Annotated in this window: 21 protein-coding genes and 2 pseudogenes; 13 read left to right on the forward strand and 10 right to left on the reverse strand. The window is 70.9% G+C overall.

Going from position 1 to position 26,206, the window contains the following annotated elements:
• Nucleotides 1-68: 68 nt before the first annotated feature.
• The gene (qcrB, locus tag IPT68_RS04225) at nucleotides 69-1,688 is read right to left on the reverse strand and encodes a cytochrome bc1 complex cytochrome b subunit (protein WP_189697393.1); all 1,620 of its coding nucleotides are present in this window, start codon (nucleotides 1,686-1,688) and stop codon (nucleotides 69-71) included.
• A gap of 631 nt (nucleotides 1,689-2,319) precedes the next feature.
• Between qcrB and IPT68_RS04230 the strand changes: the two genes are divergently transcribed.
• From IPT68_RS04230 to IPT68_RS04240, 3 genes and pseudogenes are all read left to right on the forward strand, one after another.
• Nucleotides 2,320-3,552, forward strand: coding sequence for an NAD(P)/FAD-dependent oxidoreductase (locus tag IPT68_RS04230; protein WP_189697392.1), 1,233 nt, complete (start codon nucleotides 2,320-2,322; stop codon nucleotides 3,550-3,552).
• 186 nt (nucleotides 3,553-3,738) lie between these two features.
• Nucleotides 3,739-3,936: pseudogene (locus IPT68_RS04235) on the forward strand (PIG-L deacetylase family protein); the annotation flags it as partial.
• A gap of 446 nt (nucleotides 3,937-4,382) precedes the next feature.
• Complete coding sequence (locus IPT68_RS04240; RefSeq protein ID WP_189697391.1) at nucleotides 4,383-4,880, forward strand: Ohr family peroxiredoxin; 498 nt, start codon at nucleotides 4,383-4,385, stop codon at nucleotides 4,878-4,880.
• 60 nt (nucleotides 4,881-4,940) lie between these two features.
• Here IPT68_RS04240 and fdxA read toward each other — a convergent pair whose 3' ends face one another.
• A complete protein-coding gene (fdxA, locus tag IPT68_RS04245) occupies nucleotides 4,941-5,327 on the reverse strand; it encodes a ferredoxin (RefSeq protein ID WP_189697390.1) in 387 nt (128 codons plus the stop codon).
• A gap of 218 nt (nucleotides 5,328-5,545) precedes the next feature.
• Here fdxA and IPT68_RS04250 point away from each other — a divergent pair, with 218 nt between their 5' ends.
• From IPT68_RS04250 to IPT68_RS04260, 3 genes and pseudogenes are all read left to right on the forward strand, one after another.
• A complete protein-coding gene (locus IPT68_RS04250; protein WP_189697389.1) occupies nucleotides 5,546-7,276 on the forward strand; it encodes an L-aspartate oxidase in 1,731 nt (576 codons plus the stop codon).
• Nucleotides 7,277-7,368: 92 nt separating this feature from the next.
• Nucleotides 7,369-7,798: pseudogene (locus IPT68_RS33825) on the forward strand (hypothetical protein).
• Between the two features lie 170 nt (nucleotides 7,799-7,968).
• The gene (locus IPT68_RS04260; RefSeq protein ID WP_189697428.1) at nucleotides 7,969-8,562 is read left to right on the forward strand and encodes a YceI family protein; all 594 of its coding nucleotides are present in this window, start codon (nucleotides 7,969-7,971) and stop codon (nucleotides 8,560-8,562) included.
• A gap of 87 nt (nucleotides 8,563-8,649) precedes the next feature.
• On the opposite strand, the gene IPT68_RS04265 is transcribed toward IPT68_RS04260, so the two are convergent.
• On the reverse strand, nucleotides 8,650-8,916 hold the full coding sequence (locus IPT68_RS04265) for a WhiB family transcriptional regulator (protein WP_189697387.1): 267 nt from the start codon (nucleotides 8,914-8,916) through the stop codon (nucleotides 8,650-8,652).
• A 407-nt stretch (nucleotides 8,917-9,323) separates the two neighbouring features.
• Between IPT68_RS04265 and IPT68_RS04270 the strand changes: the two genes are divergently transcribed.
• Nucleotides 9,324-10,244: an RNA polymerase sigma-70 factor gene (locus IPT68_RS04270; protein WP_189697386.1), complete on the forward strand. Its 921-nt coding sequence runs from the start codon at nucleotides 9,324-9,326 to the stop codon at nucleotides 10,242-10,244.
• Between the two features lie 30 nt (nucleotides 10,245-10,274).
• Here the strand turns inward: IPT68_RS04270 and IPT68_RS04275 are convergent, their stop codons facing one another.
• Nucleotides 10,275-11,129 carry a sigma-70 family RNA polymerase sigma factor family protein gene (locus IPT68_RS04275; protein WP_189697385.1) on the reverse strand — a complete coding sequence of 285 codons (855 nt, stop codon included), beginning with the start codon at nucleotides 11,127-11,129 and terminating at the stop codon, nucleotides 10,275-10,277.
• A 569-nt stretch (nucleotides 11,130-11,698) separates the two neighbouring features.
• Between IPT68_RS04275 and IPT68_RS04280 the strand changes: the two genes are divergently transcribed.
• Together IPT68_RS04280 and IPT68_RS04285 are read left to right on the forward strand one after the other, a co-directional pair.
• The gene (locus IPT68_RS04280; RefSeq protein ID WP_189697431.1) at nucleotides 11,699-11,950 is read left to right on the forward strand and encodes a hypothetical protein; all 252 of its coding nucleotides are present in this window, start codon (nucleotides 11,699-11,701) and stop codon (nucleotides 11,948-11,950) included.
• A gap of 203 nt (nucleotides 11,951-12,153) precedes the next feature.
• On the forward strand, nucleotides 12,154-12,684 hold the full coding sequence (locus tag IPT68_RS04285; RefSeq protein ID WP_189697384.1) for a hypothetical protein: 531 nt from the start codon (nucleotides 12,154-12,156) through the stop codon (nucleotides 12,682-12,684).
• A gap of 119 nt (nucleotides 12,685-12,803) precedes the next feature.
• Here the strand turns inward: IPT68_RS04285 and IPT68_RS04290 are convergent, their stop codons facing one another.
• Complete coding sequence (locus IPT68_RS04290) at nucleotides 12,804-14,153, reverse strand: NAD(P)/FAD-dependent oxidoreductase (RefSeq protein ID WP_189697383.1); 1,350 nt, start codon at nucleotides 14,151-14,153, stop codon at nucleotides 12,804-12,806.
• A gap of 651 nt (nucleotides 14,154-14,804) precedes the next feature.
• Here IPT68_RS04290 and IPT68_RS04295 point away from each other — a divergent pair.
• From IPT68_RS04295 to IPT68_RS04305, 3 genes are all read left to right on the forward strand, one after another.
• Entirely contained in the window at nucleotides 14,805-15,704 is a 900-nt protein-coding gene (locus IPT68_RS04295; RefSeq protein ID WP_189697382.1) for a sigma-70 family RNA polymerase sigma factor family protein, read from the forward strand.
• 541 nt (nucleotides 15,705-16,245) lie between these two features.
• Entirely contained in the window at nucleotides 16,246-17,202 is a 957-nt protein-coding gene (locus IPT68_RS04300) for an alpha/beta fold hydrolase (RefSeq protein WP_189697381.1), read from the forward strand.
• Nucleotides 17,203-17,576: 374 nt separating this feature from the next.
• Nucleotides 17,577-18,962, forward strand: coding sequence for an MFS transporter (locus IPT68_RS04305; protein ID WP_189697380.1), 1,386 nt, complete (start codon nucleotides 17,577-17,579; stop codon nucleotides 18,960-18,962).
• A gap of 45 nt (nucleotides 18,963-19,007) precedes the next feature.
• On the opposite strand, the gene IPT68_RS04310 is transcribed toward IPT68_RS04305, so the two are convergent.
• The 4 genes from IPT68_RS04310 to lnt form a co-directional block, all read right to left on the reverse strand.
• Entirely contained in the window at nucleotides 19,008-20,957 is a 1,950-nt protein-coding gene (locus tag IPT68_RS04310) for a helix-turn-helix domain-containing protein (protein ID WP_189697379.1), read from the reverse strand.
• 76 nt (nucleotides 20,958-21,033) lie between these two features.
• The gene (locus IPT68_RS04315; RefSeq protein WP_189697378.1) at nucleotides 21,034-21,834 is read right to left on the reverse strand and encodes a 3-hydroxybutyrate dehydrogenase; all 801 of its coding nucleotides are present in this window, start codon (nucleotides 21,832-21,834) and stop codon (nucleotides 21,034-21,036) included.
• Nucleotides 21,835-21,889: 55 nt separating this feature from the next.
• Nucleotides 21,890-22,369 (reverse strand): NUDIX hydrolase, encoded by a 480-nt coding sequence (locus IPT68_RS04320; RefSeq protein WP_189697377.1) that lies wholly within the window; start codon nucleotides 22,367-22,369, stop codon nucleotides 21,890-21,892.
• 67 nt (nucleotides 22,370-22,436) lie between these two features.
• Nucleotides 22,437-24,050, reverse strand: a complete 1,614-nt coding sequence (lnt, locus tag IPT68_RS04325) for an apolipoprotein N-acyltransferase (RefSeq protein WP_189697376.1) — start codon at nucleotides 24,048-24,050, stop codon at nucleotides 22,437-22,439.
• 344 nt (nucleotides 24,051-24,394) lie between these two features.
• On the opposite strand from lnt, the gene IPT68_RS04330 reads away from it, so the two are divergent.
• Nucleotides 24,395-25,456 (forward strand): O-antigen ligase family protein, encoded by a 1,062-nt coding sequence (locus IPT68_RS04330; protein WP_373300524.1) that lies wholly within the window; start codon nucleotides 24,395-24,397, stop codon nucleotides 25,454-25,456.
• 142 nt (nucleotides 25,457-25,598) lie between these two features.
• Here the strand turns inward: IPT68_RS04330 and IPT68_RS04335 are convergent, their stop codons facing one another.
• A complete protein-coding gene (locus IPT68_RS04335) occupies nucleotides 25,599-26,147 on the reverse strand; it encodes a hypothetical protein (protein WP_189697375.1) in 549 nt (182 codons plus the stop codon).
• Nucleotides 26,148-26,206: the final 59 nt, after the last annotated feature.

A 26,206-nucleotide genomic window follows, 5' to 3' on the forward strand; every position in this document is an offset into this window, starting at 1 on the left:
GCGGGGGAAGGACGGCCGCTCGGGCCGGCGGGACGGAGGTCCCGCGGGGGAACTGTGTGCGCCAGTGATCAAGACCGGTGCCGGCCGCCGATCTCCTTGTACTCGGCCGCCGTGGGCTTGTGAATCTGCGTACCCGGGCCGTACAGGACGCGGCTGAGCCTGACGCGCAGGCGCTGGGTACGGCTGGGCATGGCACCGTCCGCGTCCCGCAGGGCTGCGGGCCCGAGGGGCCGGTACTGTTCGTGGGCGGTCAGGGCGTGCAGCCGCGCCTGGCTGAGCGGCTCATGGATCTCGACGTACTCGCCGTGCGGAAGACGTTTGATGATGCCGGTTTCGCGCCCGTGCAGCACCTTGTCCCGGTCTCGCCGTTGCAGGCCCAGTGCCACGCGTTTGGTGACGACGAAGGCCAGGACCGGTACGACGAACAGGCCGATGCGCACGGCCCAGGTGACGGCGTTGACAGAGACGTGCAGATAGGTGGCGATCAGGTCGTTGGCGGCACCTGTGAGGGCCACCGCGTAGACGCTGAGCCAGGCCACGCCCAGCGCGGTGCGCACCGGGCGGTTGCGGGGGCGGTCCAGCAGGTTCTGGTCGCGGTCGTCGTCCGTGACCCAGGCTTCGAGGAAGGGGTAGGCGCCCATGGCCAGGAAGAGCAGCACACCGACCAGTAGGGGCAGGAAGTTGTCCAGAGCCAGGGTGTGGCCCCAGAAGCTGACTTCCCAGCCGGGCATGACGCGCAGGAAGCCGTCGGCGACGCCCATGTACCAGTCGGGCTGGGAGCCGGCGGAGACGTGGTCGGGTCGGAAGGGCCCGTAGTTCCACACGGGATTGATCTGCGCGACGGCGGCCATGAAGAAGATGACGCCGGACACGAGGAAGAAGCAGCCGCCGGCCTTGACGGCGTACACCTTGGCCGGAAGGCCGACGACGTTGCTGTTGGTACGGCCGGGTCCGGGGTGTTGGGTGTGCCGGTGGCGTACTGCCAGGGCCACGTGGCCGACGATCAGGGCGATCATCAGTGCAGGGATGATCAGGACGTGGATGGTGTTGAAGCGGGCGATCAGGTCGTCGCCGGGGAACTCGCCACCGAAGAGGAAGAACGACAGGTAGGTCCCGACGACCGGGATCGAGAGGATCGTGCCGTTGACGACCTGCAGGCCGGTTCCGGACAGCAGGTCGTCGGGCAGGTCGTAGCCGGTCAGACCCCCGAACATGGCCAGGATGAGCAGCAGGAACCCGAATATCCAGTTCAGCTCTCGTGGCTTGCGGAACGCCCCCGTGAAGAAGACCCGCAGCATGTGCACGAACAGGGCGGCGACGAAGACCAGTGCCGCCCAGTGGTGAGCCTGGCGGATGAGCAGACCGCCACGGACGTCGAAGGAGATGTGCAGGGTCGAGTCGAAGGCCTCCGACACCAACTGCCCCCGCAACGGGGCGTAACTGCCGTCATAGACCACGAGTTCGGAGGAAGGGTGGAAGAAGAAGCTCAGGTAGACGCCGGTGACCAGCAGGATGACGAAACTGTAGAGCGCTATCTCGCCGAGCATGAACGACCAGTGGTCGGGAAAGACCAGGCGCCGAGCAGAGCCGGCCAGACGGCGGTAGCCCAGTCGGCTCTGCGACCATTGGGCGAGCCTCTCCCCGGTGCGCCCCTGCCCCGGCTCGGCCGGCCGGCTGTCGTTGCCCATCTCTTCACCCTTCATTTCTGCATCACCCGCTGCGTCCGAGGGCGCCGTGGTCCCCGGCTCTGCCGTGGGGCCGCGGCACCTGCGTCTCGTGAGGGCCATCGGTGGAGCCGTCCGTGGCGATCCGGTGGTCCGCGGCATCGCGGAGCCGGCCTCGTCACGGGCCGGAGGAACGCACATGTGGCACAGCGAAGCCGACTCGTCCATGGCTGTGCTGTTCGGGCAGGATTCGTGAACTGCTGTCGTCATAAGACCGATGAGACGGCTCCGGTGTGACATGCGGCGTTCGATCGACCTGTCGTGTCACCCCTGTTGCGGCATGCACGGACCCGCCGGACTCGGTGACGCCGCGCCGGCGCCCCTCAGCGTGGAACGACGTTGTCCAGCTTCCCGACCTGCGGCGAACCGGGACAACTGGCGCCGGATGAGCCCCTCGAGACGGGGCCACAAGGAAGGGGTGAACGCGCCGGCGTGCGGGGTGATCAGCACGCCAACGTTCTCGTCCCCGGTGGTGCGACGCTCACCCCGGCACTGCGACGCAACGGTGTCACAACCGGTGTCTGCGCCCGGTCTCATGGATGACCGTGCCACACGCCTCGCTGTGTGTGCCTCACAACCTCAGACTGGGATTCTCATGTCGCGTGTGAATACGTTCGTGATCGTCGGGGGCGGCCTGGCCGCCGGCAAGGCCGCGGAAGAACTGCGCGAACACGGCCACGACGGGCCCCTCGTCGTCATCGGGGACGAGCCCGAGCGGCCCTACGTCCGACCGCCGCTGTCCAAGGGCTACCTGCTGGGCAAGGAGGACCGCGAGTCGATCCACGTGCACCCCGATGGCTGGTACCGGGAACACGGAGTCGATCTGCTTCTGGGCACGAGCGTGACGTCGGTCGACGGGCAGGCCAAGGAGGTGACGCTGGATGACGGCCGTCGCGTGCCCTACGCCAAGCTGCTCCTGGCGACCGGTTCCTCACCGCGCCGCCTGACGGTCCCGGGGGCGGACCTGGACAACGTGCTGTACCTGCGGCGCGTGGGCGACAGCGAGCGTCTCAAGGCCGCCTTCACCGAGGGCGCACGGATCGTGGTGGTCGGCGGCGGATGGATCGGTCTGGAGACGGCTGCGGCGGCCCGGACGGCCGGCGCGCAGGTGACCGTGCTCGAACGCGGCGAGCTGCCGCTGCTCAAGGTACTGGGCCGGGAAGCGGCCGAGGTCTTCGCCGGCCTGCACCAGGAGCACGGCGTCGACCTGCGTCCCCACGCCCGGATCGAGCGGATCACCGGAACCGGCGGTCGCGCGGACGGGGTCCGGCTCGCCGACGGCACCCACGTGCCCGCGGACGCCGTGGTGGTGGGTGTGGGCATCACACCCAACGTCCGCCTCGCCGAGGAGGCGGGCCTGGAGGTACGCGACGGCATCGTCACGGACGAGCACCTGCGGACGTCCGCGGCCGACATCCACGCCGCCGGCGACGTCGCCAACGCCTACCATCCGCGGCTCGGCCGGCACCTGCGTGTCGAGCACTGGGCCAACGCGCTGCACCAGCCGCGCACCGCCGCGCTGAGCATGCTGGGCAAGGACGCGGTCTACGACCGGCTGCCGTACTTCTACACCGACCAGTACGACCTCGGGATGGAGTACACCGGCTACGCCGAGCCGGGCGGCTACGACCGTGTCGTCTTCCGCGGAGCACGGGACGAGCGGCGGTTCATCGCCTTCTGGATGTCCGGGAACCGGGTCCTGGCAGGAATGAGCGTCAACGTGTGGGACGTCATCGGCACGATCCGCTCCCTCATCGAGTCCGGCGTGGAGACGGACGACGCCGTCCTGTCCGATCCCGCGGTTCCCCTGGAGGGCCTTCTTCCCTGAGACACCGGCGCACCGCAGGGCGCACGACGGTGCCCGAGCACATCGAGTCGGCCCACAGAGTGCTCGGACGATTCGCCGCTTCCGCACGCCACGCACCCGCGCCGGCGCCCTGGCACCGAGGTCTCACGGGCGTCAGCCCTTTGCCGGCTTCCCGCCCCACCACGTTCGACCGACGAGAGCGGACACATGACCGACAACCCCCGCCCACCTCTGCGTCCGATGCCGGACGACTGGCGACGGGCACTCGCCGTGGTGGCCCATCCCGACGATCTGGAGTACGGATGCTCGGCCGCCGTGGCCTCCTGGGTGGCGGACGGCCGGCAGGTCGCCTACGTACTCGCCACCCGGGGTGAGGCCGGTATCGACACCCTGGCCCCCGATCGAGCCCGGGTCGAGGCGAACGGCCGGCCGGCCGTGCTGGTCTCGTCCGGCGGGGAGCCGGTCGCCCTGCTGTCCGTCGACGTCTCGACGGAGGGCATCGACCGGCTCATGTGGGTGATGAATCCGGCCAAGCTGTCGCCCTATGTGACCTCTCTGAGCGGCTGAGCTGCTGCCGGGCGTCCTCGGATCGTCGACGGGCAGGCGTCACAGGAACGGTCACTTGTCGGTCATCCAGTAGTCCGGAACCCCCGGGCCACCCACAACTCTGGAGACAGACAACGTGACGTGCGTCGTGTGCGGTGCGGTACGGGCTGCGCGAGAGGGCACCCGGGTTTCCCGGGGCGCACCGCGAATCGGGCCGTCACAGCCCTCTGGCACCCCAGGCCCCCGTGTACGCGCTCCCGGACGTCTGCCGGGACGCCGTACCGCGACGACATCGGAGTCATGCCGTGACCGAGCGGATCCAGTTGCCCAGCCTGTCGACCGAGAAGGACTACGACGGGGACCAGTTCTCGCCCATCTACACGACCACCGTGACCGTCCACGGCGGTGTGACCTCGCACGGGCGGGCCTCCGGCCGGGCACGCTCGTCCGACGGCGCCCTGGACCTCGATCTGCGCATGCCCGCCGAGCTGGGCGGTGACGGCCGGGGAACCAATCCCGAGCAGCTCTTCGCGGCCGGCTTCGCGGCGTGCTTCCACGGCGCGCTGAGCCTCCTGGCACGGCAGGAGGCACTCGACGCCGCGGCCATCTCCGTCGTGACGACCGTCGCCTTCGGACGGGATCCCGGGGACGGTGGATATGTGCTGCGCGTCGACCTGGTCGTGCGGTGGCCCGGTGTCGACCGGGAGACGGCCACCGGTCTGATGGAGCAGGCCGACGCGCTGTGTCCCTACGCGCGGATGGCCTGGAGGGGCACGCCGACAACCATCACGCTCGCCTCGTGACCGGTACGTCCGGCAGGCGTGGCCGCCCCCGCGGCGGCCACTGGTGGTCGGCGCCGCCGCTCAGGACGGAAACCACAGGTCCGCGTCGGCGGCTTCCTCCTTCCGGACGGCGAAAACGGAGATCTCCTTCTTGTGCGGGTTCTGCGGGGGCAGGGCCGCGACCAGGGGATGGTCACCGAGCGTGTCACGTTGGTGTCGCTGCCCCGGGGTCGCGGCAGCGAGGAACTCCGCGTTGACGGACCGGTAGTGCGCCCAGTGCTGCGGCAGGTCGTCCTCGTAGAAGATGGCTTCCACGGGGCAGACGGGCTCGCAGGCGTGGCAGTCGACGCACTCCACGGGGTTAATGTAGAGCGTGCGTGAACCCTCGTGGATGCAGTCCACGGGGCATTCGGTCACACACGCCCGGTCCTTGATGTCGACGCAGGGCTGCGCGATGACGTATGTCATCCCTCTCCTCCTCCTCGCCGTCGAACACGTCACAGGGCCGGCTCGTGCGGCCGTCGGGCTCGTCGACATGACCGGGGATGCCGTCATGTTGTGACACATGAACACACTCGGTGGTCACCACACCTCGCCCCCGGACGCCGGGAGCGGCGGCGCCGTTGTCACAAACCACCGCCGGACCTGGTCCTACTCAGTGACCACCCAGAGCGACGGGAGCAATTGTGCCTATCACCGAACAACGTCTGGCCACCACGGTGCTGGTGATCGGTACCGGCGGGGCCGGCCTGCGGGCGGCGATCGAGCTGGCCGAGGCCGGCATCGACGTCATCGCCGTCGGCAAGCGTCCCAAGGAGGACACCCACACCTCTTTGGCCGCCGGCGGGATCAACGCGGCCCTGGCCACGATGGACCCCGAGGACACTTGGCAGCAGCACGCCGCGGACACTCTCAAGGAGAGTTACCTGCTCGGCGACCCCCGCACGGCCGAGATCGTCACCCAGGGCGCGGCCCTCGGCATCGACGACCTGGAACGCTACGGAATGGCCTTCGCCCGCGAAGGGGACGGCCGGATCTCACAGCGCTTCTTCGGCGCCCACAAGTTCCGCCGCACCGCCTTCGCCGGCGACTACACCGGCCTGGAGATCCAGCGCACTCTCATCCGGCGCGCGAGCCAGCTGGACATCCCCATGCTGGACAGCGTCTACATCACTCGTCTCCTGGTCCACGACGGGGCCGTCTTCGGGGCCTACGGCTTCGACCTCAACAACGGCACCCGCTACCTGGTCCACGCGGACGCCGTCATCCTCGCGGCCGGCGGGCACACCCGCATCTGGCGACGCACCTCCTCGCGACGGGACGAGAACACCGGCGACTCCTTCCGCCTGGCGGTCGAGGCCGGGGCCCGCCTGCGCGACCCCGAACTGGTCCAGTTCCACCCCTCCGGCATCATCGAACCGGAGAACGCCGCCGGCACCCTGGTCAGTGAGGCGGCCCGCGGCGAGGGCGGCATCCTGCGCAACGCCCTCGGCGAGCGGTACATGTCCCGCTACGACCCTCAGCGGATGGAGCTGTCCACGCGCGACCGCGTGGCCCTCGCCTCCTACACCGAGATCAAGGAAGGCCGCGGTACCCCCAACGGCGGGGTCTGGCTCGACGTCTCCCACCTCCCCCGTCAGACGATCATGAACCGGCTCCCCCGGGTCTACCAGACGCTCCTCGAACTGCAGATGCTCGACATCACCCGTGATCCCATCGAGGTCGCCCCCACGGCGCACTACTCGATGGGTGGCGTCTGGGTCCGTCCCGAGGACCACAGCACCGACGTCCGCGGCCTCTACGCCATCGGCGAGGCCTCCAGCGGCCTGCACGGCGCCAACCGCCTGGGCGGCAACAGTCTCATCGAACTCCTCGTCTACGGCCGCATCACCGGCCAGGCCGCCGCCGCCTACTCGGAGTCGCTGACCGCGCAACCCCGATCCGCGGCCGCCGTGGCCCAGGCCCGCGCCGAAGTCGACGAACTGCTCGCCGCGGACGGACCCGAGAACGTCCGCGCCCTCCAGCGCGCCATCCGCAACACCATGACCGAACACGCCGGCGTCGTCCGTGACGAACAGGGTCTGCGCACCGGCCTGGCGGAGCTGGACACCATCGAGAAGCGCATGGAGAACATCGGAGTCCATCCCGACATCGCCGGCTTCCAGGACCTCGCCCACGCCTTCGACCTCAAGTCGGCCGCCCTGGCGGCCCGCGCCACCCTCGAGGCGGCGCTGGAACGCCGGGAAACCCGCGGTTGTCACAACCGCAGCGATTTCCCCGACATGGACCCCGCCCTCCGCGTCAACCTCGTCTGGTCCCCGGCGACCGGAATCACCCGCGAGAGTATTCCCCCCGTCCCGGACGAGATCGCGGCGCTGATGGTGGACGTCACCACCGACGGAAAGCTCGTCGAATAGCCGCCCGTCGGCCAGGCCGGGAACACACGAATGGTGCGTGCCCGGTCTTTCCCGCTGCGGACGACTTCCCTCCACCCGAGAGCAACTTCAGCATGAAGGTGGTAGTGATCGGCGGTACCGGACTGATCGGCTCGAAGCTGCTCGCCAAGCTCAACGAGCATGGTCACGAGGCAGTGCCGGCCGCCCCCAACACCGGCGTCAACACGCTCACGGGCGAGGGCCCGGCCGAGGTCCTGACCGGCGCCTCGGTCGTGGTCGACGTCTCCAACTCGCCCTCCTTCGAGGACGACGCGAGTTCATGAAGGGCATCGCCGAGGCGGCGACCGAGGGTGACACCGTCCGTGTGGCCCGGTCCAGATCCGGCCCGCAAGGGTCCGGCCGCCAAGAACGACCCGCGCACGGTCGTGAGCGACGTGCACGCACGGTACTTCGGTGCGGAGCTGCAGGAGACCACGCCGCTCCCCGGGCCGGACGCACACGTCGGAGAGCCGCTTCACCGACTGGCTCGCGCAGCAGCACTGAGTCGCCGGGTGACGGGCCGGCCCTGGGAGCAGGGCCCGCCACTCGCGCGGGGGTCTGTCGTCCGCACCGCGGACGGCAGGCCCCCTTCCACATTCGGCACGGTACTCGTCGAGACACCGACACACCTTGTCACCGACAGACCACCACCACAGAGAAGGCAACTCACCATGCTGGTCCGACGCGATCAGGCCGTTCCTCCCGGCCAAGGCCCGTACCCGGGGGTGACCGGTAACTACACCATCGACCTGGTCCACAGCACGATCGGTTTCTCCGTCCGGCACGCCATGATCTCCAAGGTCCGCGGAAGGTTCGACCGTTTCGAGGGCCTTCTCAGACTCGACGGCTCCGACCCGTCCCGTTCCGAGGCGTACGTGAGTGTCCAGACCGACAGTCTGGACACGGGGGTCCAGGAGCGCGACGCGCACCTGGGAGGACCCTCCTTCTTCGACTCCGCGACGTTTCCCCTGATGAGCTTCCGCTCGACCGGCATCGTCCCGCTCGGCGACGACGAGTTCCGCCTCACGGGCAGTCTGCGCATCAAGGACATCGAACTGCCCCTGAACATCGACGTGGTCTTCGGCGGAGCCGGCGACGACGCCTACGGGCAGCACCGGGTCGGCTTCGAGGGCACGGCCACCCTGCGGCGTTCGGACTGGGGGCTGGCCTGGAACACGCCGCTGGAGACGGGGGGTGTCCTCATCAGCGACAAGGTGACTCTGACCCTGGACGTCTCGGCGGTGCGGGTCGACCAGCACGCGGCCTGACGGGAAGCCGATGTGGGTGGGCGGGTGGTCCCGGTTCCGGGACCACCCGCCCACCCACATCGGTGACGGTCGACGACGGCACCGCGCTCAGGCGGCGGTTTCCGTCGCAGCCGACTCGCGTGCCGCGCGCCGCTGCATCGCACGGCGCTCCCCCTCCGTCGTGCCGCCCCAAATGCCCTCGACCGGGCCCGCGTCGACGGCCCACGCCAGGCACTGCTCCGTCACGGGGCAACGCCGGCAGACGGCCTTCGCCTCGTCCGTCTGGAACGCCACCGGACCACTGTTGACGCTGCCTATCGGGAAGAAAAGATCGGGATCTCGGCGTAGGCAGAGGCCCCGTGCACGCCAATCCATGAACACCTCCTGCGTGAGGAACAAACACCGGTTCGGGGGGTGGCTCGTCGTGAGGGAACGCCAGGAACGCGGTGGGCGATACATCACCCTTTCCCCGTGAAAGACCGAACGGTCGACGCGTGTGTGACATCGGGCCGGTACCGACCGGCAGCCCCCCGTCCGCCCAGCCGTCGAGCGTGCCGGCTACGGGGCGGGGTCGACTGCCCGCTCTGCGAAGGTCCGGCAAGAAATGCACCGCAAACCTGTCACGAAGCGCCCGCGCCGCCGGTCACTTGGAGCGGAGGTGACTGCACCACCTCGCCAGAACCCTCAGTACGCCCGGCCGCCACCCTCGCGGTCCTCGACAGACGGCCACACGGTCGCATCCGCGAAAACACCGGTACCAGAGAGACGGAGACCAAAGGATCATGCATCCAGAGGCGCCCCCCGTGGAAGGCGACATGAGCGAGGCCGTTTCCATATTCGTAGAGCTGCGGCCACGTCTCTTCGGCATCGCCTATCGCGTGCTGGGCAGTGCGGTGGAGGCCGAGGACGTCGTCCAGGAGGTGTGGCTGCGCTGGCAGAGGACCGACCGTTCCGTCGTGGTCAGCCCCGTGGCGTTCCTGTCGAGTACCACCACACGGCTGGCCATCAACGTGGCCCAGTCGGCCCGCGTCCGCCGCGAGACCTACATCGGTCCGTGGCTGCCCGAGCCCGTCGACACCAGCAATGACCCGGAGGTCGGCGCCGAACGGGCGGAGGCGCTGGAACTCGCCCTGCTCCTGCTGCTGGAGAGGCTGCCCCCGACCGAGCGCGCCGCGTACGTCCTGAGGGAAGCCTTCGACTACGCCTATCCCGAGATCGCGCGCATCCTGCAACTGAGCGTCGTCAACGTGAGGAAGATCGTCAGCCGGGCTCGCAAACACCTCACCGACGACCAGCGGGACAGCGTCGACGCCGCCGAGCACCGGAAGCTGCTCAACGCGTTCGTCGCCGCCGCCCGGCAGGGGGACGTCGCCTCGCTGGAGGCACTGCTCACGCCGGACGCGGTCAGTCTGTCCGACGGGAACGGCATCCGGGGAGCGGCTCGCGTTCCCGTCCTGGGCCGTGCCCGCGTGGCGAACCTGTCGACCGCCTATCCACGGTTCTGGCCGACGGTCGAGGTGGAGCCGGTCGAGGCGAACGGACGAAGCGGAATCCTGCTCCACCGGGACGGCCGGCCCACCACCTTCATGACCATCGCCGCCACGTACCGGGGCGTTCATCAGGTGATGTGGGTCTTCAACCCGAGAAAGATCGCCGCCTTCGTCGGCTCCCGCTCCCGCTGTGCGGCCGTCCCCGGTGTCTGAGACCGACCTCGGTGCGACATGTCAGGGATGTCAACGGTTCCAGGAGCGCAGTTTGTCGGGGTTGAGGACGACCCAGACCTGTACGACTCGGGAGCCGGCCATGTCGAGGGTGACGACTGCGGCGACCTGGTCGTCGTAGCGAGCGATCAGACCAGTGCGTCCGTTGACGGGGTAGGTCTGCAGGGTGGTGCGCGGGTGCCGGGCGAGCAGGGTCAGCAGACTCCGGGCGACCCCTTCGCTGCCGGTGACGGGCCGCGTCAGCGCACGGACCTTGCCTCCGCCGTCGAAGAATGCGGTGACGTCGGGGGTCAGCAGGGACGCCAGACGTTCGGTGTCCTCATCGGCGCACGCCTGCCGTACGGCGTGGGCGATCTCGTCCTGCCGACGCGGTGGAGTCGGCTCTGCGCGGCGGGCCCGGAGGCTGTGACGGGCCCGGTTCGCAGGCTCGGTCCACTCCGGTCCGGACTGTCCCACGACGCCCTCGACCGTGCCTGTTGCCATGCCCAAGACGTCGTCGAGCACGAACGCCGCTCTCTCGGCCGGCGACAGCGTGTTCCACGGCCGCAGCAGCTCCGCGCCGACATCGCTCGCCGGGGCGGTGTCTGTCCGGCCCCTCTCCCGAGGGGAACCCTGTGCGGCACCGGGAGGGTCGGGCAGAGACAGCCGCGCCAGGCAGATGGTCCCCACGATCCGGCTGAGCCAGGCTCGTGGCGCCGTTATCCCCGCCCGCTGGCGATCGGAGAGCCCGTACCACTCCCGGTACGCCTCGTCGATGACGCGCTCGGCCGCGATGCGGCTGCCCAGCATCCAGTGAGCGACCTCCAGCAGATGCCGCCGCTCGTCGAGCAACTCCGCGATCGGCATGGTGTCACCGACAGGTTCCATGCGGCCTTCTCCCTCCGAACGGCCCCTCGGCGCCCTTGCCACTGCGGCGGCGTACGCACCGGAACGTTACCGGCGGTGGCCCAGGACGCCGCCTCCGTCTCTCGGGGAAAAGCACGACGTCCTCGCTCTGTCGGTTTGACAGCTAGACCGGACTCGGGCAGGGGTTGTGACATCCCCGCAGCGGAACGTACTTCCACCTGACCCTGCCCGTCCGATCTACCCCGAGCCGCCGCTCACACACTCATCTCCCGAAGAGATCGGTGTGCGACATGTTGGATGTCAGTGACCACTGAGGGCAGTTCGTCGTGGAGGTCCTCGACGTCGTGCCATGCACGCTTCCCTGACGCTGCGAACTGCACCAGCGCAGCGCGGCACGACGGGCTGTCACAGCTCTCCCCACTGCCCGGTCTATGTCTCGACGGCTTGCGGCGGTGTCCGCCCGAGCCCCGCAGCGAAGAGGGAGAAGCATGGCTCGGCAGGGACACACGTCAGCCGCTGCGTTCGAGCGATCGCTGTTCGAGAGAGGCCCGTCCAGGGGCTTCCGGCACGAGCTGAGGAAGGACCAGAGGATGCCCCGAAGCACAGATCGGCGGACCGATCCGGCCGCCGCCGTCGCGTCGCTCGCGGCGGAGGCCGCCCTGCTCGAGGGGCGGCTGAGTCTGCTCCGGGAAGCTATCGACACGGTGGACGCCCGCATCGACGCGGTCTCCAAGGCCCTCAGGCAACTGCAGCATTCGGTGGCCGTGCCCGCCGACGGCAAGGCGCGCTCGGACGAGGCGAGTGACACCGGGCTCGATCATTCGACGACGCGCCGTCCGTGACGGATCGGGCGGGCAGAGCCGGTGAGGCGTCGCGGTGGGTGCGATGTGCTCCGCCGCCGCCCGCCCGCTCCCTTCCCGACCGGCGCGGGCCGCTTCCTGTGATGCCCGGGTAGCATCCCCGGTGCTGGGCCGGGAAGCTGAGCCGGCGCAGCCGGCGGCCCCGCCGGAACAGGGGTTGAGGACGAGAGGAACGCACGGTCTCCATGGCCTCCAAGGCTCGCACCATCGAGATCACCGCCGAGAGCCTCCAGGAGGACCTGGCCCGGCTGGAGGTTCAGAAGCAGGCGCTGGAGCGGGAACTGGCTGCCGTCGCAGCTCACCTCGGCTCCGTACAGCGAGCCCTCAGCGCCCTCCAGGCCCTCGTGCCCGCGTCCGCTCCGTCGTCCGCAGCACCCGGTCCGGTGGACATGCCTTCGACGGTGGAGCCGGCGCCCGCGCGACACGCGACGCCTGCGGACACGACCGAGGACGCCGACGAGAGCCGGGCGCCGGCCGGCCACACCGACGCCGACGCCGACGCCGCGAAGAAGTACGGCAGGCTCACCGAACAGATCCTGGCGTACTTCGCCAAGACCGAAGACGTCGACGTCCGTGCCCGCGACGTCGCATCCGCTCTGGGCCGTGACACCGACAGCGGCAGCATCAATGCCGTCCGGAGCACACTCGACCGTCTGGTCGGCACCTCCCGCGTCCGCCGTGTCGGCCGCGGCCTGTACCGCGCGGTCAAGCCCTGAGCCGACGGTGGGCTGCGCCACGTCGGGCGATGTCGCCGTTCTCCTCGTGGGTCAGTAGCCGTTCCGGGCAGCAGGTGCTCACAGCGGGACGCCCGCCGCCCGGCCGTGTCGAGGACGGCCTATCCGGCGACAACGTCCGTGGCTTCTTCGCTCCGATGGGGGTCGCCGCCGGAGACGAAGGCCTTCCTCGGCCGCTGGACCGAGACCAGGGAGACGATGTCGCGGCCGTAGAACGCGGCGGTGGCCCACACGGCGAACACGCGTGCCTTGCGCTCCCAGCTCGGTACGGCCAGGACGTGGTAGCCCCGGTGCATCAGCCAGGCCGGGAAGCCCTTGATGACCAGCCGCCGGTACTGGAAGATGCCACGGCCCAGCCCCAGCGTGGCCACCACCCCCAGACTGTGGTGCACGTAGTTCTTGGTCGGCCGGCCGCGCAGTGACGCCAGGATGTTCTTCGCCAGACGCTTGCCCTGGCGGACGGCGTGCTGGGCGTTGGGCACCGTGCGGGCGTCCGGTCGTCCGGCCGCGAGATCCGGCACCGAGGCGTCGTCGCCGGCCGCCCAGACGTCCGCCACGACTTCGGTGTCCGTACCGACTCGAAGATCCGCACGCACGGTCAGCAGACCACGTTCGTCGACGGGAAGGTCGCTGTGGTTGTGCACGATCGGGTTGGAGGCGTTGCCCGCCGTCCACACGAGCAGACCCGAGTCGTACTCCTCTCCGTCCGACAGCACGACGTGTCCGTCCTTCGCGGAGACGAGCTGGGTGTTCAGATGCACCCGCGCACCCCGCTTCTCCAGCGAGCGCACCACCCACTCACCGGGCCGGTCGGTGACCTCGGGCAGGATGCGGCCCCGGGCCTCGACCAGATGGAAGGCCAGTTCCTCCGCGCCGATCTCCGGATAGTGCTTGAGCAACGCGGTCGCCAGGCCCAGCAGCTCACCGAAGCCCTCCACCCCGGAGAAGCCGCCACCGACGACGGTGACGGTGAGCAGCTTGCGGCGTTCGGGCCCGCGCGGCAGGGTCGCCGCGCGGTCGAACGAGGTGAGCAGCCGGTCGCGGATCGCCACGGCCTCCTCGACGTGCTTCAGCCCGTACGCCTGGTCACTCAGCCCTGGGATCGGGAAGGTGCGCGTGACGGCGCCCGCCGTCACCACCAGCACGTCGTAGTGGAGGTCGAAGTCCGGCCCGGTGTCCGGCCGAATCGTGACCGTGTGCGCGCTGTTGCGGATCTCCGTCACCGAACCGGAGATCAGGCGGGTCCGGTGCAGATGCCGCCGGAGCGAGACCGCGGCATGACGGGCCTCCACCGACCCGGCGACCACCTCGGGCAGGAACGGCTGGTACGTCATGTACGGACGAGGGTCGACCACGGTGACCCGCGCCTCACCCGGCCGCAGCTTCTTCTCCAGGCCCCACGCGGTGTAGAAACCCGCGTAACCGCCGCCCACGATCAAGATCTCACGCACGGTGTCCTCTGTTTCTTTTAGGCTTCCGCCTTCTAGACCGGTCGGCACCGCTTGGTGTGACATGACCGAGCCTGGCCCGGGTAACCACCACACCTGCCCGGCGCCGGCCGACGGCCACACGGTCGTGGAGCGGGGCCCCGTACGTGCATCCGACGACGCCGTTGCCGGGCTGCCCCTGGCATCGTCGCCGTACGCCCCACCCCACCGACCGCCCGCCGTCGACAGTTCTTCGTCACTGCAACGCGCGCCTACCAGTGCCGAGGAGCCCGGCCGGGCGAGACCGACGGAGGCAGCCGTGATGAACGAGGCGAGCCGACCGGCCACGCCGTGCGTCGCCCACGGCGGTCCGGCGGCCCCGCCGTCCGATCGGTCCGGCCGTCGCGCTCGTCATGCGCCGGCGTGCGCGTTCCAGTGCCTCTGCAGGGTCTCGGCCACCTCCGCGGGCCGCTGGAGCACCGTCCGGTAGAGCAACATCCCGTGCTGTCACACTGTCTGCACGCATTCTGCCGGACCGGTAGCCCTGCGGCCGACCGGCCACCGACCGTGAACCGATGTCACACGATCCGCGCTTGTCCGGTCTGCACTGCCAAGGGCACTGCCATCCGATCGCGGTGATGGCGCTGTGGTGCCGTGCGAGAGGAAGGACGCCTCATGGGTCAGACCGGTGACACGGTACCGATCGCGGAGTTGCTCGACGAGCGACGGCATCTGCTCAACGTCGCCCACTGGATGCTCGGTGCCTGCGGCGAAGCCGAAGACGCCGTCAGCGACGCCTACCGGCAGTGGTACAGCCTGACCGACGCCCAGAGAACGGCCATCACCGACCCCCGTACCTGGCTCACCAAGACCACGGGCACCCTGTGCCTGGCACGCCTGTCCCTGCCCGAACGCCGGCCCGCGAACGCCGAGGGGACGGACGGTGACACCACCACCGCACTGCACAGGGCGCTGACGGAGGAAATCAGCGACGTCATGCTCAACGCCCTGGACAACCTGTCCCCGGCCGAGCGGGCAGCGTTCGTCCTCAACGACGTCTTCGCCATGCCGCCCCAAACAGTCGCGGACATCGTGGGACAGACACCACGCGAATGCGCCGAACTCGCCGACCGTGCCCGCCACAGTCTGCGCACCATCCGCGCACACCCCACGACACCGCAACAGCACGACAGCATCGTCCGTGCCGTCCGGCGCGCCTGCGTCGCGACCGACGCCACTCACCTGGCGTCCCTGCTGTCGCCCGACGCCACCGCGTTCTTCGACGGCGGCGGCAAGATCCGCGCCCTGACCCAGCCCGTGCACGGCGACCAGCACGTCGCCCGCGCCCTCCTCACCCTCCTCACCCCGCGCCCCCACACCACCCTGCACCTTCATCCCGCCAACGGCCGCACCGCGATCGTCGTACGCCACAACGACCAGGTCGCCGCCGTCATCAGCTTCGACATCAGCGACCACCACGTCACCCAGGTCTGGGCCGTCCTCAACCCCGACAAACTCCGCAGCTGGAACCGGCCCCACCCCCTTCTCGACGGCCCCGCGACACGAGGCGGTTGAAAGAACGACTCACGCCGGGTGTGACTCGTCGCGTCCGCGGAGTCCGTGCGGCCGGCAGTCCGCTCACGCATGCCAGTGCGTCCAGGGGCCGGCCGCCGAGCGGACTCGAAAAGCGGGGCGGGGCCGGGGAAGCGACCGTCGCACAGGTCGGCGATACCCAGGTGCGCGCCCGCGACGCAGCGGTGGCGCTGGGCCGTGCCAACGGCTCCCCGGCGTGCGCAACGGTCTTGGACAAACCCTGACAGGCGACCAAAAGGTGGCCCCGGACGCCGACTCGCGGGGGATCGATGGGCGTCCGGGGCACTCACCCGCTGGGCTCTAGGCAGCGGGTTCGGGAGCGTTCCCGACGCCTGACTGGGGTGTCCAACCCAACGCCGGGAACACTGTGTTCAGTCTACCGCACTCTCACATGCCGGGGCCGGTGCGGCGGCGGTGGGGACACGCGATGTTGTGCAAGACAGTGGTCTCATCTCATAACAGTGTGATCACCTGTCGCGCCTTGTGTTGATGTACACCCGTCCTCGGCGGATCATCGGAAGGCGTGAAGCACTCGTATCAGCCGCAGACACTCCCCCGCGCGACCGACGATCCGTCCTCGCCTCTGTCCCCCGGCACCCACACGATCGCTGTCCCGCATGGTCCCGTCCGCGTCGAACAGCGGTACCACGTCGCCGGCTCGGGCCCTGTGTGCATCGCTCACTCCGGCGGACCGGGCATCGGCTGGGAGTACCTGCGCATGCTCGGCCTGGAAGACTGCCTCACCATGGTCTACGTCGAGCCGGTCGGCACGGGCGATTCCGGTCGGCTCCCCGATCGGCGCGACTACACCGTGGCCACGTACGCACGCCTCCTGCACGGTGTGGTGGAACACCTGGGGCTGCCTAAGGTCACGCTGCTCGGCCACTCCCATGGTGGCTTCGTCGCCCAGCAGTACGCCCTCGATCACCCCGGACGGCTCGCTGCCCTTGTCCTGTACGACACGTCGCCGGTTGCGGACGAGCAGTTCTGGTCGGCGGCGGTCGCCGCCATGGAGCGGTTCGTTGCAGACCGTGTCAACGACCATTCGGAGGTCGCCGGTTACGTCGCCGCCCTCACCACCCGTCTCGACCAGCTCGATGACGAGGGCACCACTGCGGTGCTGCGGACGATGATGCCGGCCTATCTCTTCGACTACTGGGGCAGGGAGGAGGAGTTCGCGCCCGCCCGTCAGTCCCTTCGGATGTACGCGGCTCCCACCGGGGGGCAGGGCGCCCCGTTCGACGTGCGGGCCGAGTTGCCCGGCATCACGACACCAACGCTCGTCCTGGCCGGCGAACAGGACTTCATCTGCGGACCTCGATGGGCCCGCCTCCTGCACGAGGGCTTGCCTGCCGCCGATGTGTCGATCATCGAGGACACCGGGCACCTCGCGCACATCGAGCGGCCCGCACGGTTCAGCGCCTCGGTCCTCGCTTTCCTCCGCGCTCACGACGTCCTGGAGGGTCAGCGGCTCTCGTAACCGCCTGGACGGACACCAGGGTCGCAAGGGGCGTTACTCACTCCGGTGGCACCACGGGGCCGCGACGGGTCGGCCTCGCTCCCGCCAGAACGCTACGCTCCGTAGAAGACGGTCGACATCCCGCGTCCGGCGCTACGCTCTGGACGGCGCGTTCCCCCGGGCTCTGAACCCATCCGGGCCCACGTCGAGGACGGCGTCGTCCGGCAGGCCACCGAGATCACTTGACGTCGGAGGTCCGCCCCCTAGCCCATGGTGCCCAAGCTCACTGTAAGGCGCGCGATTATGTTGCGCCGCCACATACGCCTTTGATCTGCATGTTCCTACGGTATGGCGACACGCAACCCGTCCCCGCACATCCCCAGGAAGTGGTGCCGATGTCGTCGCCAACAACCGCTCCACCAGCTCCGAACAAACTCAAGCGCATCGTCGCCGCGTCCCTCATCGGCACCACCATCGAGTGGTACGACTTCTTCCTGTACGGCTCGGCCGCCGCGCTGGTGTTCAACCAGCTGTTCTTCCCGGAGTCCGACCCGCTCGTCGGCACGCTCCTGTCATTCCTGACGTACGCCGTCGGCTTCGCCGCCCGGCCGCTCGGCGCGCTCGTCTTCGGGCACTACGGCGACCGGCTCGGGCGCAAGAAGCTGCTGGTGCTGAGCCTGCTGCTCATGGGAGGCGCGACCTTCGCGATCGGCCTGCTGCCCACGCACGCCACCATAGGCAGCGCGGCACCCGTGCTGCTGACGGTGCTGCGGCTCGTCCAGGGCTTCGCGCTCGGTGGCGAGTGGGGTGGCGCCGTCCTGCTGGTGTCGGAGCACGGCGACGCCCGGCGCCGCGGCTTCTGGGCGTCGTGGCCGCAGACCGGCGCGCCCGCGGGGCAGCTCCTGGCGACCGGTGTGCTGTCGTTCCTCACCGCCGTCCTGTCCGAGAGCGCCTTCACCGGCTGGGGCTGGCGCATCCCGTTCCTGCTCTCCGGTGTGCTGGTGATGGTCGGGCTGTGGATCCGGTTGTCCGTCGACGAGTCGCCCGTCTTCAAGCAGGCGCTCGCCCAGGCCGAGGCCCGCAAGACCGACCGCACGGCGACGACCGAGAAGATGCCGCTGGTCGCCGTGCTGCGCCACCACTGGCGGGACGTCCTGGTGGCGATGGGCGCCCGTATGGCCGAGAACATCAGCTACTACGTGATCACGGCCTTCATCCTCGTCTACGCCGTCACCTCCGCCGGCGTCTCCAAGCAGACCGCGCTCAACGCGGTGCTCATCGCCTCCGCCGTGCACTTCGCGGTCATCCCGCTGTGGGGCGCGCTGTCCGACCGCATCGGCCGCCGTCCCGTCTATCTGATCGGCGCGGTCGGCATCGGTCTGTGGATGTTCCCGTTCTTCGCCCTCATCGACACCGGCGGCTTCGGCAACCTGCTCCTCGCCGTGACCGTGGGCCTCGTGCTGCACGGGGCGATGTACGCGCCGCAGGCCGCCTTCTTCTCCGAGATGTTCGCGACCCGGATGCGCTACTCCGGCGCCTCCATCGGCGCCCAGTTCGCCTCGGTGGCGGCGGGCGCTCCTGCCCCGCTGATCGCCACCGCGCTGCTGTCCGAGTACAAGAGCTCCGCACCGATCGCCCTCTACGTGATCGCCGCGGCGCTCCTCACGATCGTCGCCGTGCTGCTGGCCAAGGAGACCCGCAACCGGGACCTGGCGGAGGTGGAATCCCCCACGGACGCGACCCCCTCCAACGTCGGGACGGCCGACGCGCACACCGTCTGACACCCGGCCCCGCGACCGACCCCCGTACGCCCGCGCGTGCGGGGGTCAGTGCCGTATCGGGGCGGCGGCCAAGCGGTGCAGGCGCAGGGCGAGCTGGATCTCCAGGGCGCGGGACGGCGTCTGCCAGTCGTCGCCCAGGAGCCGGCCGACGCGCTCCAGGCGCTGGGCGACGGTGTTGACATGGACGTGCAGTTCGTCCTTGGTGCGGGCCGGGCTCATCCCGCAGGCGAAGTAGGCGTCGAGCGTGCGCAGCAGGTCGGTGCCCCTGCGCTCGTCGTACGCCACCACCTGGCCGATCGTCCGGTCGACGAAACCGGCGATGTCACGGTCGCCGGCCAGCAGCAGGCCCAGGAAGCCGAAGTCCTCGGCGGCGGCACCGTCCCCGCTGCGGCCGAGCAGGCGCAGGGCGTCCAGGCAGCGCCGTCCCTCCTCGTAGGCGGCGGCGACGGCGTCGGGGCGGGCGGTGAGGTCCTCCACCGGTGCGGAGGCGCCGACCGTGACCGCTTCGTGGACGGCGGTGCCCAGCTGCCGTGCGGTGCGGCGGGCCACGTCCGTCGCCGTGTCGCCGGTGTCGAGGGGCAGCAGCAGCACCGTGCCGCCGTCGCGGGCGGCGGCCAGGCCGTGCCGGGTGGCGGCGAGGTGGGAAGCGGCGGACCACAGGCGCCGGCGGGCGTCCGCCTCGTGATCGGCGTCGGCCGCGGGGCCGTCCAGGCGGGCGGCGAGGACGACGTGGGTGGCGTCGAGGTCGGCGTGCAGCCGGGAGGCGCGTTCGCGCAGCAGGCGCGGGTCGCGGTCGCGGGCGTCGAGCAGGTCGTCGAGGAGTTCGCCCCGGACGCGCTGTTCGGCCTCGGCGGCGGAGCGCCGGGCGAGCAGCAGCAGCGAGGTGACCATCGCGGCGCGCTCCAGCGTGCGCTGGTCGACGGGGTCGAGCCCGGGATGACCGCGCAGCACGAGCGCGCCGAACAGTTCGCCGCCGGCGGCGACCGCGGCGATCCAGTCGTCCTCGTGCCGTACCGCGTGCCCCTCGGTGCGGAAGGCTTCCAGGGCCTGCGCCGGCGCGGCGGTGGCGTCGGTGAACTCGACCGTGCCGTCCAGGACCTCGGAGACGGCGGCGGCCACGTCGTGCACCCCGCCGCCGCGCAGTACCAGCTCGGCCAGCCGGTCGTGCACGTCGGAGGCGCGTTCGATGACGGCGCTGCGGTCACGGATGATCTCGTTGGCGCGCTCCAGGCCGGCCAGGGCCGAGCGGGTCTCGGTGAGCAGGTTGGCGGTGTCGATGGCGGCGGCGGCCAGGGCGGCGAAGGAGCCCAGCAGCGCGATCTGCTCGCGCTCGAAGACCCGCGCGCGCCGGTCGGCCGCGAAGAGCACGCCGATCACGTGGTGCCCCAGCATCAGGGGCACGCCGAGGATGGCGACGAGGCCCTCGTCCCGTACGCCCGCGTCGATGGTGTCGGTGTGCTGGAAGCGTGCGTCCTTGAAGTAGTCGTCGGTGACGTACGGCCGGGCCGTCTGCGCGACCAGGCCGCCCAGGCCCTCGCCCATGCCGAGCCGCAGCTGCTGGAAGCGGGCCGCGACCGAGCCCTCCGTCACCCGCATGTAGGTGTCGCCGCGGTCGGGGTCGTTAAGGCTGAGGTAGGCGACATCGGTGCCGAGCAGCGACCGGGCGCGCTGCACGATCGCCTGCAGCACGGCGTCCAGGTCGCGCAGTCCGGCGAGGTCGTGGGCGGTCTCGAAGAGCGCCGACAGCTCGGCCTCCCGGCGGCGCCGCCCCTCCAGCTCGGACCGGACGCGCAGCGCGAGCAGCTTGGCGTGTTCGAGTGCGGCGATCCACTCGGCCGGTCGGCCCTGGGCGCGGGCGAGCAGCACCGGCTGCTCGTAGGCGTCGGCGGACACGCCACGGGCCAGCAGCTCCAGGTACGGCGCCTCTGCGCCGTACGGGGGCGCTTCGGGGTCGCCCGTGGGGCGCTCGGCGGACTGCACGTGATCGCGGGACATGGTCACAGGATTCCTCATCGCCGGGCCGCCCCGTCAGCCCTGTGGAAAAGTCCGGGTACCCCGAGCATCGATCGAACTAGTGCGCGGTCCAGCCGCCGTCGAGCACGAGCGACGTGCCGGTCATGAAGGACGCCTGCGGGCTGCACAGGTAGGCCACGGCCTCGGCGACCTCGTCGGGTTCGATGAGCCGCTTCACGGCGCTGTCCTGCAGCATCACCTCCGACAGCACCCGCTCCTCCGGGATGCCGTGCGCCCGGGCCTGGTCGGCGAGCTGCTTCTCGACCAGGGGCGTGCGCACATAACCGGGGTTGACGCAGTTGGAGGTCACGCCATGGGGCGCGCCTTCCAGGGCGGCGGTCTTCGACAGGCCCTCCAGGCCGTGCTTGGCGGACACGTACGCCGACTTGTACGCCGAGGCGCGCAGGCCGTGCACGGAGGAGACGTTGACGATGCGGCCCCAGCCCTGCCCGTACATGTGCGGCAGCGCCCCGCGGATCAGGCGGAACGGCGCCTCCAGCATCACGGTGAGCACGGTGTGGAAGACATCGGGCGGAAACTCCTCGATGGGGCGGACCAGTTGCAGTCCGGCGTTGTTCACCAGCACGTCCGTGCCGGCGGCCGCGGCTTCGGCGGCGTCCAGGTCGGTGAGGTCGAGGACGTGTGGCTCGACGCTGCCCGGCAGGCCCGCCGACCGCTCGACGAGGGCCTCCAGACCGGCGTCGTCCCGGTCGACCGCTCTGACCTTGGCGCCGGCGGCCGCGAGCCGCAGGACACAGGCGCGGCCGATACCGCCGGCGGCGCCGGTGACGAGGGCCGTGCGGCCGCCGAGGTCGAGCGTGGGGGCGTGGGGGCCGGGAAGGACACGGGGCGCGGTCATGGAGTCGACCCTAGGCAGCCCTCGTTTCCCGCCCCATGTGGTCAGCCCCCACACTTCATTCGAAAGTCGTGGGGTCGAACCATGTGGGTGCGTCCGACAGTGATTGCTTGATCCGCAGCAACCCGAACTCGTTCAGCTCCGGCAGGGCGTCGACGTCGAACCACGCGACGTCCAGCGACTCGTCGTCGTTCACCCGTGCCTCGCCGCCGACCGCCCGGCAGCGGAACGTGATGTCCATGTACTGGCAGACATCGTCGTTGTCGTACGTGACGGGCTTCAGCGCCTGGACCAGCACCACCCGCTCCGGCAGGCAGCGCACCGCCGTCTCCTCGTGGACCTCCCGGACCGCGCAGGCGGCGGGCTGCTCCCCGGGGTCCGGAATGCCGCCGATCAGCGACCACCGGCCGGTGTCGGAGCGGCGGTTCAGCAGCACTCTGCCGTCGTCGTCGAAGACGACCGCGGTGACTCCGGGGAGCCACAGCAGCTGATGCCCGGCGGACGCCCGCAGGGTGCGGATGAAGTCAGGAGTTGCCATGGGGCGACCTTAACCGGCGGCCTGCGCGGTCCCGGACGCCTTCCGGGGGCGTACGGCGGGCGTACCGCTACACGGCACCCGCGCGCCGCCCGCGCGCGGAGGCGGCGACCGCCCAGCCGAGGCCGCCCGCCGCGACCAGCGCCAGGGCGATCTCCGGCAGCACGCCGAGCCGGGTGGCGGGGGTCAGGGAGGAGCGCAGCGGCACCTCCTGGACCAGGGAGTCGGCGACGAACATGCCGGTGCGCTGGGTGATCGTCCCGTCCGGCAGGATGATCGCGCTGACCCCACTGGTCACCGGCACCGCGACGGTCCGGCTGTGCTCGACGGCGCGGATGCGGGACATGGCGAGCTGCTGGTAGGTCATCTCGCTGCGGCCGAACGTCGCGTTGTTGCTGGGCACGGAGATCAGCTGGGCCCCGTCGACGACCTCGGAGCGCACGGTCCAGTCGAACGCCGCCTCGTAGCAGGTGACGAGGCCGACCGTGGCGCCGTCCATGGAGAACACGCCCGGCTCGCTGCCCCGGCTGAAGTCCTGGCGCACCATCGACGTCCAGTCCTTGTTGATCATGTCGAGCAACGAGCGCAGCGGCAGGTACTCGCCGAACGGCTGGATCTGCCGCTTGTCGTAGGTGTCGACGGGCCCCTTCCGCGGGTCCCACAGGATCTGCTCGTTGAGGAGCCTGCCGTCGCGCTCGACGACTCCGCCGACCGAGATGGGCACACCGATCGCCTTGGCCGCGCCGTCGATGACCGCATGGGCGTCGGGGTTGGCGAAGGGGTCGATGTCGGAGGAGTTCTCCGGCCAGAGCACGAAGTCGGGTCGTGCCACCTTGCCCGCCTCGACGTCGGCGGCCAGCCGCCGCGTCTCGCGCGCGTGGTAGTCGAGCACGGCCCGCCGCTGGGAGTTGAAGTCGAGACCCGCGCGCGGGACGTTGCCCTGGACCACGGCGACGGTGGTGGTGCCGTCCTCGGCCGCGTCGCTCACCAAGGGGCGCGCGGCGAGGGCACCCAGCACCGGCACGGCCACGGCGATCAGGGCCACGACCGCCGCTCCCCGCCGCACCGCGCGCGTGCGGCGCGCCTGCAGCCCCAGGCGTACCACGTCGTACAGGCCGAACCCGCACAGGACGACCGCGAAGCCGAGCACCGGTGTGCCGCCGAGCGCGGCCAGCGGCAGGAAGACACCGTCCGCCTGCCCGAAGGCGATCTTGCCCCAGGGGAACCCGTCGAACGGCACACGCGCGCGTGCCGCCTCCCCGGCGATCCACACCGCGGCCGCCCACACGGGCCACCCGGGCAGCCCGGACACCGCGGCGATCCCCGCGCCCACCAGGGCGACGAAGATCGCCTCGATCACCACCAGGGCGAGCCAGGGCCCCGGTCCGACCTCCACGCCGGTCCACACCAGCAGCGGCAGCAGGAAGCCGAGGCCGAAGAGGTAGCCGAGGCCGAGGGCCGCCTTCCAGCCGCGGCCGCGCAGCACCCAGCCGAAGGCGGCGAAGGCCGGCAGCGCCAGCCACCACAGGGTGCGCGGCGGGAAGCTGAGGTAGAGGAGCACTCCGGAGAGCGCTGCGGCGGCGGCCGGGACGAGGCGGCGCAGCGACCGCGCGGCGCGCGGTGCGGGTGCGGTGCGCGGGCGTGCGGCGCCCGACTCGTCCACGGAGGTTGCGGTGACGGTCACTCCGGGAGTCTACGGCGGCCTGCGCGGCAGCCGACAGCACGGCCCCGGCGGTCCCTGCCGCTGGTGACGCACCCCTTTGCGTGCCGGTCGGTGAGACCCGTCCATTGGGCAGCCGCGGCGCGCTCCGGTCCCTGCCCGCCGTCGCGGTGACCGCCATCACTGGGCAGCCGCAGCCCTGCCCGCCGTCGGCGATGCATCGTTTCTGCACAAGTCGGTGGCACTCATCCACAAACCGCCCACAAGCCGCTACCGTGTGCCCGAGCCCAGGTCGCGCGGCAGGACGGCCCGGGCCGGCACAGGTCGGGAAGCGGCCGGTTGCGGGGGGACGGGTGGGGTCCACTGGTGTGACGTCCGTGGCCGACGCGGACGCGGACGGCGCGAGACGCAGCTCCTCCGACGCGGCCGGGGTCGCCGTGCTCGGCGCCTGTGCGCTCTGGTCGCTGATCACGGCGGCCGCGCACAGCGGGCGTCCGGAGGGTGTGCTGCTGGCGGTGCTGGCCGTGGCCGCCGGTTACGCGGCGGGGCGCATCTGCGGGGCGCTCGCGCCGGTCGCCGCGCCCCTGACCGGGGCGCTGGCCGGAGCCGCGCTGACGATCGGCGTTCCGCACCTCGCCCCGGGTCCGCAGCCCGGTGCACCGCTGGGGCACGCGGGGGCCACCGCCGCCCTGCTCGCGCTGGCCACGGGTGCCGCGTGCTGCGCCGCCTGGTCCACGGCCGTACCGGCGCTGCGGCCGGGCCTGTGGGCAGTGGCGGCGGGGATCGTGGCGACCGCGGCCGTGCTCGGCACGACCACCGGGGTACTCGCCGGTGCCGCGGTACTGCTGTGGTCGCTGGCGGCCGGCCGGGTGTCCCACCGGGGTGCGGGACTCGCCGGGCTTGCGGTGGTGGCGGCGTCGGTGACCGGCTTGACCTGGGCGGTCGCGAGCGGTGCGCTGCCCGGCGGGCCGGCCGCGTCGTTGGAGGGGCCGCTGACCCGGCACAGGGTGGAGTTGTGGCAGGACGCGCTGGCGCTGGCCCGGCAGGAACCTGCCGTGGGAGTCGGCCCGGGGCGCTTCGGGGAGCTCAGCGCGACCTCGGGGGCGTCCCCGCTGTCCGACGGCAAGCCCCACTCGGCGCTTCTGCAACAGGCGGCCGAGCAGGGGGCCATTGGAGTGGCGCTGCTGGCGGCCGCCTTCTGCTGGATGCTGTACGCGCTGTGGCGTACCGCGCGGCCCACAGCGGTCGCGCTGAGCGCGGGCGCGGCACTGACGGCGCTCGCGTCCGTCGCGTCGGTGGGCAACGCGCTCAGCTTCACGGCGGTGTCGGTGGGCGCCGGGTTGCTCGCGGGCCTGGCCACGGCCCGCCCGCTGACGGCGGAGCCGGCCCGGCAGCAGAGCGTCGTACCGCGAGACCGGCCGATGCCGTGACCTCGCCCGACAGCTTCCCTGTGCCTCAGCTCGCCGTCACCGCGGGTGGTGGAGGGCCCTCGGCGCACCGCTTCCCGTGTCTCGGCGGCCCGTCCAGCGCGTGGACGGCTCGTGCCGTGACCTCGCCGACCGCACCCGTGCGTCAGCGCACCGGCCCGGGGGTCGTCGGCCGCAGCCGCTCCTTGATGACCCGTACGGCCGTCTCCGCGTTGTCGACGGTGATCGTGAACGTGTGCCCGTCCCACAGGCGCAGCGCCACGCCCTCCCCACGCCGTACGACGACGGCGGTGCCCTTCTCGGGCCGCCAGCGGTAGCCCCAGCCGCCCCAGTGCCGGGGAGTGACGTGCGGCACGAACTCCGCGCCGACGACGTGCGACAGCGGGATGCGCCGGCGCGGCACGCCGATGTGGCCGCAGCGCACTTCGAGGCACTCCGTGTCCACCCGCAGGGCGACGTGCACGAACGCCAGGGTGCCGAACAGCACCAGCAGCCCGGCCGCGATGCAGCCGACGACGGACATCACCAGCGGTGCCAGGCCTTCGTCCGTCCACGCGGAGGCGACGGCCAGCTCGATGCCGAGCGCCAGGCAGGCCGCGCCGACCAACGCCAGCAACCACTGGACCCGGTTGGTGGCCCGGCCGGTCCAGACGTCGGGAGGCGGGGTGTGCTCGCCGTGGGGGTGGTCCCTCATGTCATCGAGCGTACTCATGTTTCGCTGAGCGGGTAGCGGGTCGCACACAGTGACCGGCG

This window comes from Streptomyces chromofuscus, from assembly GCF_015160875.1.
GTDB lineage: Bacteria > Actinomycetota > Actinomycetes > Streptomycetales > Streptomycetaceae > Streptomyces > Streptomyces chromofuscus.